This is a genomic window from Stenotrophomonas sp. yr243 (assembly GCF_900184195.1).
In the GTDB taxonomy this organism is placed as follows: domain Bacteria; phylum Pseudomonadota; class Gammaproteobacteria; order Xanthomonadales; family Xanthomonadaceae; genus Stenotrophomonas; species Stenotrophomonas lactitubi.
In genome coordinates this window covers 886,092-898,904 of sequence record NZ_FXWT01000003.1, presented here as the reverse complement: position 1 = coordinate 898,904, position 12,813 = coordinate 886,092, and the positions used below count along the sequence as shown (strand labels likewise).

Sequence of the window (12,813 nt, the reverse complement as noted above, 5' to 3'; positions counted from 1 at the left end):
CGCGATTATTGGCAAATCGGCCACTTCAGACCCGCGCCGTGGCGCGGTTGAATGGGCGCTCCCTGACCCACCAGCGCTAACCATGCCCACCATCCTCATCAAGACACCCGCCGACGCACTGACCGCTCTTCAGCGCGAGCGGATGATCGCCGCGGTGAATACCGCTGCAACGCAATGCAGCGGCCTGGGGCCTGATCCTCGCCAACGCGGCCTGTGCTGGGTGATTGCCGAGGAAGTGCCGGCCGGCTTCTGGCGCTGTGGCGGCAGTGCCGACTTCCTCCACGTCATTCCGTGCCTGGTCCACGTCCTCGCACCCGCCGGCGTACTCGACGAACAGCACCGGTCCCGTTACGCGGCGGTTGTGCACCAGGCCATTCTGGAATCGCTGGCCCTGCCGGATACGCAGCGGCTGGCTGCTTCGATCATGGTGAGCGATGTCACCGATGGCACGTGGGGGCCCAACGGCCAGCTGTGGACACTGCCGCAGTTCGTGGAGGCCGCGGGGTATTCCCATCTGCAAGCACCGGTGAACCGCTGACGCCACAAGCCCTTGTCAGCAGACTGCACCAACGATCATGTTCAATCACCCTCTGGTCGCTGGCAGTAGCGGGAAAATTCCTGAAGAAAGGCCTCCGCCGGTCCGCGATTGACCGGCTGCCTTACAGCATCGGCAATGGCCTCCGGCTCCATCTTCATGAAGGGGAAGCGCAGGAACAGTTTTTCGTTGAAGCGGGAGCTGATTGTCGACAGCACAAGCCGCAGAGACGCGAGCATGTCGTCGCCGCGATGGGATGCGTGCACCAGCGCGATGGGCTTTGCAATCACAAGGTCGCCCGATACGAGCCAATCGATGGCGTTCTTCAGGCCGCCCGGAATGCCTCGTGCGTACTCGGGGCTCGAAATCAGAATGCCATCGCAGGCTTCAATGCAGCGCTTGAAGTGCACAACGCTGTCAGGCAAGGGCAGATCTTCAAGATCGGGAGAGAAAACGGGCAGTGCGCCGAGGTCGGCGTAGGTACCCAGTGCGATATCCGGTGGCGCGATTTCTTCCAGCGCCCTCAGCAATGCGGTGTTGGTGGACAGCCGGCGAGCGCTACCGGATAGGGCAAGGATCTTCATCCCGGCACGCTATCACAGGCACCTGCCGCCGTGTCCGGCAATGACCCGCAGCGACCCGTTGCACGTGGCAAACTAGCGGTGGTCGTTCAACGTCCATTGATCATGCACGGATGCGCATAGCCTATGACACGTCTGCTCATCATTGAAGACAACCCCGAGCTGGTTGCAAATCTCTACGCCTTCTTCGAGCCACTGGGCTACGTGCTTGACGATGCGCGGGATGGTGCCACCGGCCTGCGCAGGGCAACGCAGAACCATTACGACGCCATTCTGCTTGACCTGATGCTGCCCCGCCTCGATGGCATGGCACTGTGCCAGGCGCTACGTCAGGAGTTCCAGAACCCGGTGCCGATCCTGATGCTGACCGCCCGTGATCCGGTGGAGGACCGCGTGCAGGGGCTCGCGTTGGGTGCGGATGATTACCTGGTCAAGCCCTTCTCCCTGAAGGAGCTGGACGCACGCATCAAGGCGCTGGTCCGCCGCGCCCAAGGCCGGCAGGTCCAGAGTGTGTTGGACTGGGGCGATCTGCGCGTCGACACCCGCTCGCCGCAGGCGTGGCGCCAGGGCCACACCCTCAATCTGACCCCGACAACGCACAAGCTGCTGATGTGCCTGGTGCGGGCTGCCCCCGCAGTGGTGCGCAAGCAGGAGATGGAATACCTGATCTGGGGCGACGAGCCGCCGGAGAGCGGTGCACTGCGCACGCACATCCATGAGCTGCGCCTGCAGGTAGACAGGCCGTTCAACCCTGCACTCATTGCCACGGTGCACAGCGTTGGCTGGCGGCTGGACAGGCCGGCACTGGCACCTGCGGAGTAGTCCCTGCCGATGACTGGCCGCTCGCTGAGGTCGCTCTATCGAAGCATGACACTGAGAACGCGCATCACGGTGTCGTTCGTGCTGCTGATGGCCGGTGCCATGGGCTTCATTGTGCTGGTCGAACTGGTGGACTACGACGAGGTAAGAGCCTCCGTCGTTTCGATGACCCAGGACCGCGAGGTCCATCGGCTGCAGGCCGCACTGGCCAGTGGCGAGCAACCGGAACTGACGAAAGGCAGCCAGCTGTATGACGCGCGCTCGGTCCCTCTGGTGCTGCGCAGGTACGGGCTGGGCTACTACGGTCAAGAGGGTCCGAACGAATGGCATCTACGGGTCTTCGAAAGCGACGGACAGCGCTACTACCTGCTGCAGGACGGTCAGCACTACGCCTACCTGGAACATCTGATCAACGCCTTTGCGGCACTGGTCATCCTCACCTGCGTGCTCTGCGCGTTCTGGATCGGTCGCCGAACCGCGGCCCATGTCATCGCGCCCATTACCCACTTGGCCGATGCCGTACAGAGCAAGCACAAACCCTTCCCCTTCCAGGACGCGCGTGACGAGATCGGGGTGCTGGCACGCGCTTTCGCCCAGCACAGCGACGAGCTTGAGCAGTTCCTGCAACGCGAACAGTGCTTTGCGGGCGATGCCAGTCATGAGCTGCGCACGCCCTTGGCGATCATCGGTGGTGCGGCCGAGACACTGGTGCACCAGCTGCCCGCCGACAGCCACCTGGTGGCCAGCGCCGATCGCATCATGCGCACCACGCAAGAGATGCAGCGGCAGCTGACCTGCCTGCTGCTGCTTTCGCGTGACCCCAGGACGGTGCCGCGCAGCCTCGTTCCGCTGCGGGCGCTGATCGAGGAATGCAGGGAGCGATGTGCGCCGTGGCTTTCGGGAAAGCCGGTGCGCTTGGTTCTGGATGCGCCGCAGGACCAGCAGGTGCTGACCAATGCAGAGCTGGCCCGTAGTGTGATCTGGAATCTGCTGCGCAATGCCTGCCAGTACACGGAAGAAGGCGAAGTGCGGGTCGAGCTGCGGAGTGCCACGCTGCGGATCGCCGACACCGGCCCGGGGCTGCCGCCCAGCATCGATGCGCAGCAGTTCAAGCGTTTCATGCCCAGCACCCGGCAGGGTGGTGAAGGCCTGGGCCTGTCCATCGTGCAGCGTGCGGTCGAGCATATGGGCTGGCAGATGACGGTCGAGACATCGGCGCAAGGTTGCCTGTTCACTGTGCAGATGCACCCAGCCGCAGCAGGCACCTGACAGCTTCCTGACACGGGCCTGCACATCCTTGCCGGATCTCAATATGTAGGCAGGACCGAAATGCAGCCAGGGCACCCCAATGGCAACGGCAAGTACCCGCACGGAAAGACCGGCCTGCGCCGCATCTTCCATACCCTGATCCATTCGCGCGATGGCTTCATCGCCACCTTTCGGGGAGAGGCGGCCTTCCGCCAGCTGCTGTTGCTGCATGGCGCACTGGCGGTCGTGGCCTTCCTGCTGGATGTCAGCCGAAGCGAGCGCGCCCTGATGCTGGTGGTCTGCTTCATCAGCCTGATGGTGGAACTGCTCAACTCGGCCATCGAAGCAGTGGTCGACCGCATCTCGCTGGAACTTCACCCGCTTTCCAAGAATGCGAAGGACATGGGCAGTGCGGCGCAGACCACGGCGCTGTTGATGGTCGCTACGGTATGGGCCGTGGTTCTGCTGGGCTGAGCACGAAAGCTGACAACTTCCTGATAAACGCATCCAGATACTGCGCGCACTTCTCGTACAACGGATTGTGCACGTGCGTCCATGCTTCAGACTTTCCCCTCATCATCCGATCGTGCTTGTGTGGTGCACCGCGTTGTTCTTCGCCACGCTGGGAAACATCGCCCTCTGGAAAACACTGTGGTCCGTCATGGACATCCATGACCTGCGCAGCACCCTGTTCTTCTTCAGCCTGCCGGTACTGCTGTTCTGCCTGTTCAATCTGTTGTTCACGCCGATCGGCGTCCTTCCCTATGTACGCAAGCCGTTACTGGCGCTCCTGGTTCTCATCAGTGCCGCGTGCAGCTACTTCATGCTTCATTACGGCGTGCTGATCGACCGCGACATGGTGCAGAACGCGCTGGAGACCAACCAGGCCGAGATGACGTCCTATCTCTCGGTGCCGCTGCTGCTGACAGTGCTGTTGCTGGGCGCCCTGCCCTCGTGCGTCCTGCTGGTCATGCGCACCGGAAACAGCGGCCGCCCCCTGCGGGCGGCGCTGGTATGGCTGGGAAATGTGCTGGCGACGTTGATGGTGCTGACGGCGGTGTCGTTTGCGTTCTACAAGGAGTATTCGTCGTTGCTGCGCAACAATCGCTACATCCGCGAGCAGGTGTTGCCGCTGAACGTGGTCCGCCACACCTATGGCTATCTCAGGAGCAGCTACAGCGCCAAGGCGCAACCATTGCGGGCTGTCGGCGAGGATGCCACCCGCACACCCGGCAAACGCCCCCGCCTGGTCGTCGTGGTGGCTGGCGAGACGGCACGAGCACAGAACTTCCAGCTCAACGGCTACCCGCGCCAGACCAACCCGTACCTGTCACGCAAAGACAACGTCATCAGCTTCGGCGACGTTTCCTCCTGCGGTACCGCAACGGCGGTGTCGCTGCCCTGCATGTTCTCGCAGATGACGCGGTCGCAGTACGACGGTGTGGCTGCGGCGTCGGAAGAGAACGTGCTCGACATCCTGCAGCGGACTGGTGTCAGCGTGCTTTGGCGCGACAACAACAATGGCGGTTGCAAGGGCGTGTGCGAGCGCGTGCCCACCGATGACATGCCTCCGCTGAAAGTGCCTGGATTGTGTGTCAACCGGGATGGCACCTGCCATGACGAAATCCTGCTGCACCAGCTGGGCGCGCGCATCGAGGCGATGCCGGGTGATGGGCTGATCGTACTGCATCAGCTGGGCAGCCATGGGCCCACGTACTTTGAACGCTATCCGGCCGATGCCACGACATTCAGCCCCACCTGCGACAGCAACCAGATCCAGAAGTGCAGCAATGAAGCGCTGGTCAACACCTACGACAATACGCTGGTCTATACCGACCGCCTGCTAGGCAAGGCCATCGACCTGCTGCAGACCTACGCGGACCAGCGCGATGTTGCCCTGATCTATGTGTCCGACCATGGCGAGTCGCTTGGCGAGCACGGCATGTATCTGCACGGGACGCCCTACTTCATAGCGCCACGGGAGCAGACTCAGGTGCCGCTGGTGATGTGGTTCTCTCCTGCCTTCGCGACCCATGCACGACTTGAGGTTGCCTGCCTGCGTCATGCTGCGGGCACCAGATCCTACAGCCACGACAATCTCTTCCACTCCCTGCTGGGGCTGTTCGATATCAGCAGCGGGGTTTACGAGCCGGGCCTGGATGTGTTCGCGGGCTGCCGCCTCCCCTAGCGCCGTCGACTGTCACAGTGTCTCCGCCAAACGCAGTACGTCCATGGGAAACGCGGCGTAATCGTCGAGCGGAGCGCTGTGGCTGTCCCGCCGGTGGATCTGCCTGACCGCGACCACGCCCTTGCCGGGAACAATGACCAGGTGCTGGCCGAGATAGCCGTTGGCTGCGTATGCCGCTACAGGCCCCCGGTCGATGTCGAAGACGTCGCTGAGCTTCAGTCCGCGCCCGCTGATTTCTGCCGCGTAACGCTGTGGCCAGGCAGGTCCCAGGCGTTCGGCCAGGAAGCTGATCAGCGCTGCCTTGCTGTCGAACAGCCGGCCCTCGGTGGCCAGCAGCACCTCCTGCATCCCGGCGCCCACGCTGCGGGCAGACAGGAGGGCTGCTGCCGCTGATTTCAGCCGGTAGTGCTCCCAAGCGGGGATGCGCCACCACAGCAGGCCGACATCGGGGGAGCGTGCGCTCTCGGCAGTCATCAACGCCACCGAGCGCTCGCTCAGCAACCGCTCGCCGTCCGGGGCGACGCCACCGGCCAGCATCAGTCTTCCGATCGCCGCCAGATCAGGGGCTGACAGCGATAGCCCGGCCATGCCCAAGGGCGTGCCGGCCTGATCCTTCATCCATGCATGACCGGAGATGCCGAGTGGCTTGAACAGCCGTTCGTCGAGGTAGACATCCAGCGGCTTGCCGGCAAGCCGTTCGACGATGCCCGGCAGGAGATTGGTGGCCTTGTTGTTGTAAGCGAACGTGGTGCCTGGATCGGTGGACACCTCGGCCGCCAGCGCCAGCTTCACCAGATCCGGTGCGCCCTCCAGTTCCACGCCGGCGTTGGCTACGTTCTGCAGTCCGGAGGTGTGGTCCATCAGCATCCTGATCGTGATGTCCCGCTTCCTGCCCTGCCGCCATTCCGGGTAAACAGTGCTGACCGGCTCGTCGATTGAAGCGAGCCTGCCGTCATCGAGCAGCAGCCCGATAGCCAGGGCGACGACGGACTTGGTCGCCGACATCAGATGGACACGCTCTTCACCGGCGGCGGGCGCGATCTGTAGCAGGACAGAGCCTTCTCGCTCAATGAAGACCGCATCGGAACGCGCATTGCGGGCATTCAGCTCGATCGCTGCGAGGGCGTCAGGCGTGTTGGCGCCGGCCACCCAGGGGCGCAGCGCGAGGAAGAATATGCAGACGAACAAACAGGCTCTCATGGCGGGCTCCTCCACTGGACAGACAGACGATGACTACATTTGTAGTCATCGTGCAGTGCATGAAGTCATGCGCCGACCGGGTGCCTTCACCCACGCTCGGGCGGCGCCTGCCAGGCATCCGACGGCCTTTGTGCATAGGCGCGCACGAAAAGCGCGACCGTGGCATGGCTTCCAGACATGGGCGTTGCCCCATTTGGCAGGCCATGCTCTGCAAGGATGAGCCTGAGAAACTTCTCACTGTCACTGGAACGCGGCGAGCATGCAGAGGCCGTCGCCATCGCCTGCGCGGCGAGATCGAAGTACGGCTGGAGCACCGCACGCCAGCGCTCCATGTAGACAGCGCGGGCATGATCCGAACGCGAGAGCGTCCTGCAGAAGGCCTGGCATGAAGGGTTTGCCGCCAACCGTCCGATGCCATCGTTGATCCGCATCAGCGCTTCGCCAAGATCCAACGTTCCACGCATGTGGAGCCCAGCAACCGGCAAGGATGCAAGATGGCTGTCCATGACCGCCCCGTAGAGCTGCGCCTTGTCACGATAGTGGGCATAGATCGTGACCTTGCTGACGTCACAGGCCTCAGCGATGCGCTTCATCGTCGCGTTCTCAAACCCCTCTTCCGCAAACACAGTGCCGGCTGCATCCAGTATCCAACGTCGGCTCAACGCCCGTGCTCCTTCCCAGCGCAGGGCGGTTTTGCTTGGGAGGCCGCTGGAGCCAACCACGCTCACATCCGCCTGAACAATGCACTGGCATTCACGCCGCCAAAGCCAAATCCATTGGTCAACGCGAACTCGATCTCCGCTTTCCGCGGCCCACCGGCGACGATCGAAAGCCCGCCTGCCAACGGATCCGGGCGGCCGAGGTTGAGCGTCGCCGGCGCGACCTGATCGCGCAAGGCAAGCACCGTAAAGATTGCTTCGATGCCGCCAGCCGCCCCGAGCAGGTGCCCGGTGCTGGACTTGGTGGCAGAGATGAGAAGATCTGGACGGGCGCCGAACAAGGCACGCATGGCCGCGAGCTCTGCCCGGTCCCCCACCTGGGTCGAAGTCGCGTGCGCATTGATGTGGTCGATCTGCTCAGCGGAAATGCCCGCCTGCGCCAGCGCGATCTCCATCGCCCTGCGGGCGCCACTGCCGTCGTCGGGTCCCGCAGTCAAATGGTAGGCATCCGAAGTGGTGCCATAGCCGACCAGCTCGGCCAGCGGGATGGCACCACGCGAGCGCGCGTGATCCAGCCGCTCGATCACCAGCAGCCCCGCCCCTTCGGACATGACAAAGCCGTCCCGCTGCTCGTCAAACGGGCGAGAGGCTGCCTGGGGTGAGCCGTTGAACGACGTACTCAGTGCCTTGGCAGCGGCGAAGCCGCCCAGGCTGACCCGGTGCATCGCCGCCTCCGCCCCACCGCACAACGCGATGTCCGCCTCACCGGACCGAATGAGACGCGCCGCATCACCAATGGCTTGGACACCCGCCGCGCAGGCCGTGACGGGAGCGCCCTGCGGACCTTTGAACCCGTAACGGATCGATGCCTGCCCAGCCGCCATATTCGCCAGGAAGGTGGGTGCAGTGAAGGGCGACAACCGGCCGGGCCCTCGGCTTTCGGTGGTGTGGACCGCATTGACGATGGATCCACCCCCCCCCGATCCCGGTGGCAATCACGGTTGCCGTTCGCAGCCGCCCACGCTCATCGGCTTCCCGCCAACCGGCCTGCTCAAGGGCTTCGTGGGCGGCGACCAGCGCGAACTCAACAAACCGGTCCATCTTCTTGAGGTCTTTCGGCGCGATGATGCCGGTCGAATCGAAACCTGCCTCGGGATCTTGAATACGGTCAGGCACGCGGCCGCCGACTTCGCAGCCGGTTCCCGCGGCAAGCTCGGCACCCAGCGACCCGATCCCGGAGCGCCCCGCCAGGAGGCGCGACCAGACGGTTTCAACTCCACAGCCGAGTGGACTGACCACGCCCATTCCGGTCACCACAATGCGGTCTCTGTCGGCAGTACTCATGGCTCACGTCCTATTTGGAGGAGGTTCTTTGGGCCCACCATCAGGCGACGGGGGTCTTGTCCGCTCGCACCTTGAACCAGATGGCATACATCGCCGGCAGGAACACCAGTGTCATCACGGTGCCGGCAATGGTGCCGCCGATCAGCGTGTAGGCAAGCGTTCCCCAGAACACCGAATGGGTCAGCGGAATGAAGGCAAGCACCGCTGCCAGAGAAGTGAGGATCACTGGGCGGGCGCGGTGAACTGTCGCCTCGATGATGGCGTGGAAGGTATCCATCCCCGCTTCTTCGTTCTCGTGGATCTGGCCGATAAGGATCAGCGTGTTGCGCATCAGGATGCCCGACAATGCGATCAATCCAACCAGCGCGTTGATGCCAAACGGCTGCTGGAACAGCAGCAGGGTCGGCACCACGCCGATCAGCCCCAACGGACTGGTCATGAAGACCATGATCATCGCGGAGATGGAGCGTACCTGCAGGATGATGATCAGCAGGGTCACCGCCAGCATGATCGGGAACAGCGGCAGCATCGCGCTCATCGCCTTGCCCGATTCCTCGATGGAGCCGGCCTGGGTAATCGCGTAGCCCTCGGGCAGCGAGGCAATGAGCGGTGCAAGTTGCTTGCTGATCGCGGTGGATACATCCGGTGGCTGCAGTGCATCGTCAATGTCACCGCGCACGGTGATGGTGGGCACCCGATCGCGGCGGCGCAGCACCGGCTCTTCCATCCGAACCTCGATCGAGCCGATCTGCGACAGCGGCACACGCTGGCCAGCAGCACCGACGAGAGTAAAGTCTGCGATGCGCGCAGGATCCAACCGCGTTTCCCCACCGGATCGAGCGACAACCTCGACGGTGCGGATGTCCTCACGAACGGCAGTGACCGGCACGCCGCTCAGGAAGAACTGCAACTGCTGCGAGACGGACGCCGAGGTCATGCCCATGGCCTGCAAGCGGTCCTGATCGAGCGTGAAGTGCAGCGTTGGCGTGCGCACGCCCCAATCGTTGTTGACCGTGCGCATCATCGGGCTGGCGTGCATGGTCTGCTCCACCTTGGCCGCAATGCCACGGATGACATCCGTATCCGGACCGCTGACACGGTAGGCCACCGGATAGGGCGAGTAAGGCCCGAACACCAGCTGCGTCACACGCACACGCGCCTCTGGTGCCAATCCCTCAGCCACCGCCTGGCGCAGCCTTGCTTTCAAGGCATCGCGCTGTTCCTGGCTGTCGGTACGCACCACGATCTTGGCGAATGCCGGATCCGGTAGTTCCGGCGAGATGGCAAGATAGAACCGGGGAGCGCCCTGACCAATATAGGCCGTGACGATCTTCGATTCTTCCTGCTCCGAAAGCCACTTTTCGACCTTCCTGGTAGCCAGGCTGGTCTGTTCGATGGCGGTGCCGTAGGGCATCTGCACTTCGACCAGCACTTCCGGGCGGTCGGAGATGGGGAAGAACTGCTTCTTCACCAGCCCCATGCCCACCACAGCAAGCACGAACAGACCGATCACCGAACCTGCGGCAAGCCACTTACGCGCAATCACGCGCGCCAGGATTGAACGGAAACGGTTGTAGCGCGGCGTGTCGTAGAGGCTGCTGTGTCCGCCTTCGACGGTCTTGAGTTCAGGGAGGAGCTTCACCCCGAGGTAAGGCGTAAAGAACACCGCGACCACCCACGACACGATCAGCGCAATGCCCACGATCCAGAACATGTTGCTGGTGTATTCGCCCGCAGTGGACCGGGCGAAACCGTTGGGCATGAAGCCCACCGCAGTGACCAGGGTGCCGGCCAGCATGGGCGCTGCTGTATGGCTCCACGCGTAGGCCGATGCCTTGACCCGGCTATAGCCCTCTTCCATCTTCACCACCATCATTTCGATGGCAATGATGGCGTCGTCCACCAGCAGACCGAGCGCAAGGATCAGCGAGCCGAGCGTGATGCGGTCAAAGTTCTTGCCGGTCGCAGCCATCACCATGAACACGGCAGCGAGGGTCAGCGGCACGGCCGCAGCCACCACGACACCCACCCGCCAGCCCATGCTCACAAAGCAGACCAGCATCACCACCAGCAACGCGGCGAAGAACTTCATCATGAACTCGTCTACCGACGAGCTGATGTTCACGGCCTGATCGGTGACCTTGTCCAGCGCCATCCCTACAGGAAGCCCGTCATTGATCTTCTTGACCTCCGCGTCGAGTGAGGCGCCGAGATCCAGGCCATTCCAGCCGTCGCGCATGACGATGCCCAGCAGCATGGCCGGCTCACCGCCGTTGCGGATCATGAAGGTCGACGGATCCTCATAGCCGCGCTTGACGGTGGCGATGTCCCGTAATTTGAGGGTCCTGCCCTGTGCAACGATGGGTGTATCGCGGATCTTGTCCAGCTGATCGAGCGCGCCATCGAGGCGAATGAAGATCTGCGGACCCTTGGCCTCGACCGAGCCTGCCGGGGTCAACGCGTTCTGTCCGTTCAGCGCCCCGAACACGTCCTGCGGTGTTATGCCCAGGTTCGACAGCCGTTCGTGTGACAGCTCCACATAGATGCGCTCGGACTGCTCACCGATGATGTTGACTTTCTTTACCCCAGGCACGTGCAGCAAGCGCTGGCGCAGGGTTTCGGCATCGCGCGCCAATGCGCGGAATGGTTCACCCTTCGCTTTCAGTGCGAAGAGAGCAAACGTGACATCCGCGTACTCGTCGTTGACCATGGGGCCGATCACGCCTGCGGGCAGGTTTGCCGCTTCGTCAGCCATCTTCTTGCGCGCCTGGTAGAACTCATCCTGCACCTCCGACGGTGGCGTGCCATCCTGCAATGTCAGCGTAGTGAATGACAGGCCAGGCCGGGTGTAGGTTTCGCTGCGGTCATACCAGCGCAGTTCCTGCAGGCGCTTTTCCAGCTTCTCGGCGACCTGGTCCTGCATTTCTGTTGGCGTAGCGCCAGGCCAGGCCGTCACGATGGTCATGACCTTGACAGTGAACGCAGGGTCTTCAGCGCGGCCGAGCTGGAAGAAGGAAACGATGCCGGCAACGGAGACCAGAAAGATCAGGAAAACCGTGATGGCACGCTCGCGCACCGCAAGTGCCGACAGATTGAACCCACTCACTGGTGGGCTCCGTTTGCAGCGGCGTTCCTGGCGGTCTCAGCGATGCGAACCACCTGCCCTTCGCGGAGTAGATGGGCGCCGAGGGCAGCCACGCGATCCGATGCTTTCAGGGCCCCCTCAACCACGACCCGGTCATCACCCAACTGCTTGACGGCGACCGGCGTCCAATGGGCTCTGAGCGGTTCACCACCGATCACCCAGACGCCGGGACCGGTACCAGGATCGAACAGCGCGCCCAACGGCACCTCGACGCCGACCGACGCACCGGCAGGTGCTGCGCCTGCAAGTTCGACCGCCACCGTGGAACCCAGCGGCAGCGCCGTGCTGCCCTCTTCCAGGGTGTAGCGGGCTTCGAAGGTCCGGGTGGCAGGGTCTGCCGATTCAGAGAGCACGCGCAACCGTGCGGGGATCTTGCCGCTTCCCCCGAACGAGGATGCTGAGGCCACGGAGCCGATCTGGGGTCGCAGCGTCTCGGGCAACTGGACCACGGCCTCCCGACTGCCTGCACGGGCAAGCCGGGCGACGATCTGCCCCGCCGCCACGACCTGACCGGGCTCAGCGGAGATGTTCATGACTACCCCATCGGCATCGGCGACGAGCGCCGTGTATTGACTGGCATTACGTGCAACCCGGGCTTGCGCGTCGGCCGCCTTGAGCTGTGCCGATGCTGCGTTCGCCGCCGCTTTGATCTGATCGTAGGCCGACCGGGAAACGACGCCCTTGGCTGCCAGATCGCGGTATCGCGCTTCGTCAGCGTTGGCTTGCACGCTTTGCGCTCGGGCCGCGATGACGGCCTGCTGCTGGGAGGCCGCTGCCAAATTCAGATCGACGGGATCAATCCGATAGAGCACGTCGCCGCGCTTGACCGTCTGCCCCGTCTCGACGAGGCGCTCGGTGACCTTGCCGCCCACCCGGAAGGCCAGATCACTCTGTACGCGCGCGGCGACGGTTCCTGTGAACGTGCGCGCGCCTCCCGCCCCCGGTTGCACTTGGGCAATCCGGACGATGGGCGGAGCGGTCCGGGGGTCGACTTCATCCGACTTTCCACAGGCCACAAGGAACAACGGAGCAACACAGGAGAGGGCTGTGACTACAAAACGGCGACGCATGCGGTCTTCCGGAGTGGGGTATCC

General features: G+C 63.5%; 11 protein-coding genes and 1 pseudogene. 5 read left to right on the top strand and 7 right to left on the bottom strand.

The features are described 5' to 3' along the window. Positions 1-82 precede the first annotated feature (82 nt). Entirely contained in the window at positions 83-538 is a 456-nt protein-coding gene (locus tag QOL57_RS16895) for a hypothetical protein (protein ID WP_089235675.1), read from the top strand. Positions 539-579: 41 nt separating this feature from the next. On the opposite strand, the gene QOL57_RS16890 is transcribed toward QOL57_RS16895, so the two are convergent. Further along, on the bottom strand, positions 580-1,119 hold the full coding sequence (locus tag QOL57_RS16890; protein ID WP_089235676.1) for an NADPH-dependent FMN reductase: 540 nt from the start codon (positions 1,117-1,119) through the stop codon (positions 580-582). A 123-nt stretch (positions 1,120-1,242) separates the two neighbouring features. On the opposite strand from QOL57_RS16890, the gene QOL57_RS16885 reads away from it, so the two are divergent. From QOL57_RS16885 to QOL57_RS16870, 4 genes are all read left to right on the top strand, one after another. Continuing rightward, the gene (locus QOL57_RS16885; protein ID WP_089235677.1) at positions 1,243-1,938 is read left to right on the top strand and encodes a response regulator transcription factor; all 696 of its coding nucleotides are present in this window, start codon (positions 1,243-1,245) and stop codon (positions 1,936-1,938) included. A 45-nt stretch (positions 1,939-1,983) separates the two neighbouring features. Further along, on the top strand, positions 1,984-3,204 hold the full coding sequence (locus QOL57_RS16880; protein WP_089235678.1) for a HAMP domain-containing sensor histidine kinase: 1,221 nt from the start codon (positions 1,984-1,986) through the stop codon (positions 3,202-3,204). Between the two features lie 60 nt (positions 3,205-3,264). Continuing rightward, complete coding sequence (locus tag QOL57_RS16875) at positions 3,265-3,657, top strand: diacylglycerol kinase (protein ID WP_089235679.1); 393 nt, start codon at positions 3,265-3,267, stop codon at positions 3,655-3,657. A 67-nt stretch (positions 3,658-3,724) separates the two neighbouring features. Continuing rightward, positions 3,725-5,371, top strand: coding sequence for a phosphoethanolamine--lipid A transferase (locus QOL57_RS16870; RefSeq protein ID WP_343238822.1), 1,647 nt, complete (start codon positions 3,725-3,727; stop codon positions 5,369-5,371). A 12-nt stretch (positions 5,372-5,383) separates the two neighbouring features. Here the strand turns inward: QOL57_RS16870 and QOL57_RS16865 are convergent, their stop codons facing one another. From QOL57_RS16865 to QOL57_RS16840, 6 genes and pseudogenes are all read right to left on the bottom strand, one after another. Continuing rightward, positions 5,384-6,571 carry a serine hydrolase domain-containing protein gene (locus QOL57_RS16865; protein ID WP_089235681.1) on the bottom strand — a complete coding sequence of 396 codons (1,188 nt, stop codon included), beginning with the start codon at positions 6,569-6,571 and terminating at the stop codon, positions 5,384-5,386. A gap of 86 nt (positions 6,572-6,657) precedes the next feature. After that, a complete protein-coding gene (locus tag QOL57_RS16860) occupies positions 6,658-7,233 on the bottom strand; it encodes a TetR/AcrR family transcriptional regulator (protein WP_198512172.1) in 576 nt (191 codons plus the stop codon). Between the two features lie 62 nt (positions 7,234-7,295). Continuing rightward, the gene (locus QOL57_RS16855; RefSeq protein WP_280521843.1) at positions 7,296-8,225 is read right to left on the bottom strand and encodes a beta-ketoacyl-ACP synthase II; all 930 of its coding nucleotides are present in this window, start codon (positions 8,223-8,225) and stop codon (positions 7,296-7,298) included. A gap of 34 nt (positions 8,226-8,259) precedes the next feature. Further along, positions 8,260-8,535, bottom strand: a pseudogene (locus QOL57_RS16850) (beta-ketoacyl synthase N-terminal-like domain-containing protein); the annotation flags it as partial. A gap of 79 nt (positions 8,536-8,614) precedes the next feature. Beyond that, positions 8,615-11,680: an efflux RND transporter permease subunit gene (locus QOL57_RS16845; RefSeq protein ID WP_089235682.1), complete on the bottom strand. Its 3,066-nt coding sequence runs from the start codon at positions 11,678-11,680 to the stop codon at positions 8,615-8,617. After that, entirely contained in the window at positions 11,677-12,789 is a 1,113-nt protein-coding gene (locus QOL57_RS16840) for an efflux RND transporter periplasmic adaptor subunit (RefSeq protein ID WP_089235683.1), read from the bottom strand. Before QOL57_RS16840 ends, QOL57_RS16845 begins: the two co-directional genes overlap by 4 nt. Positions 12,790-12,813 lie beyond the last annotated feature (24 nt).

Excerpts from the sequence above, each read along its gene's own strand:
- QOL57_RS16880 (WP_089235678.1), top strand. The coding sequence starts at position 1,984 with ATGACACTGAGAACGCGCATCACGGTGTCGTTCGTGCTGCTGATGGCC.
- QOL57_RS16885 (WP_089235677.1), top strand. The coding sequence starts at position 1,243 with ATGACACGTCTGCTCATCATTGAAGACAACCCCGAGCTGGTTGCAAAT.
- QOL57_RS16890 (WP_089235676.1), bottom strand. The coding sequence starts at position 1,119 with ATGAAGATCCTTGCCCTATCCGGTAGCGCTCGCCGGCTGTCCACCAAC.
- QOL57_RS16895 (WP_089235675.1), top strand. The coding sequence starts at position 83 with ATGCCCACCATCCTCATCAAGACACCCGCCGACGCACTGACCGCTCTT.
- QOL57_RS16865 (WP_089235681.1), bottom strand. The coding sequence starts at position 6,571 with ATGAGAGCCTGTTTGTTCGTCTGCATATTCTTCCTCGCGCTGCGCCCC.
- QOL57_RS16840 (WP_089235683.1), bottom strand. The coding sequence starts at position 12,789 with ATGCGTCGCCGTTTTGTAGTCACAGCCCTCTCCTGTGTTGCTCCGTTG.
- QOL57_RS16875 (WP_089235679.1), top strand. The coding sequence starts at position 3,265 with ATGCAGCCAGGGCACCCCAATGGCAACGGCAAGTACCCGCACGGAAAG.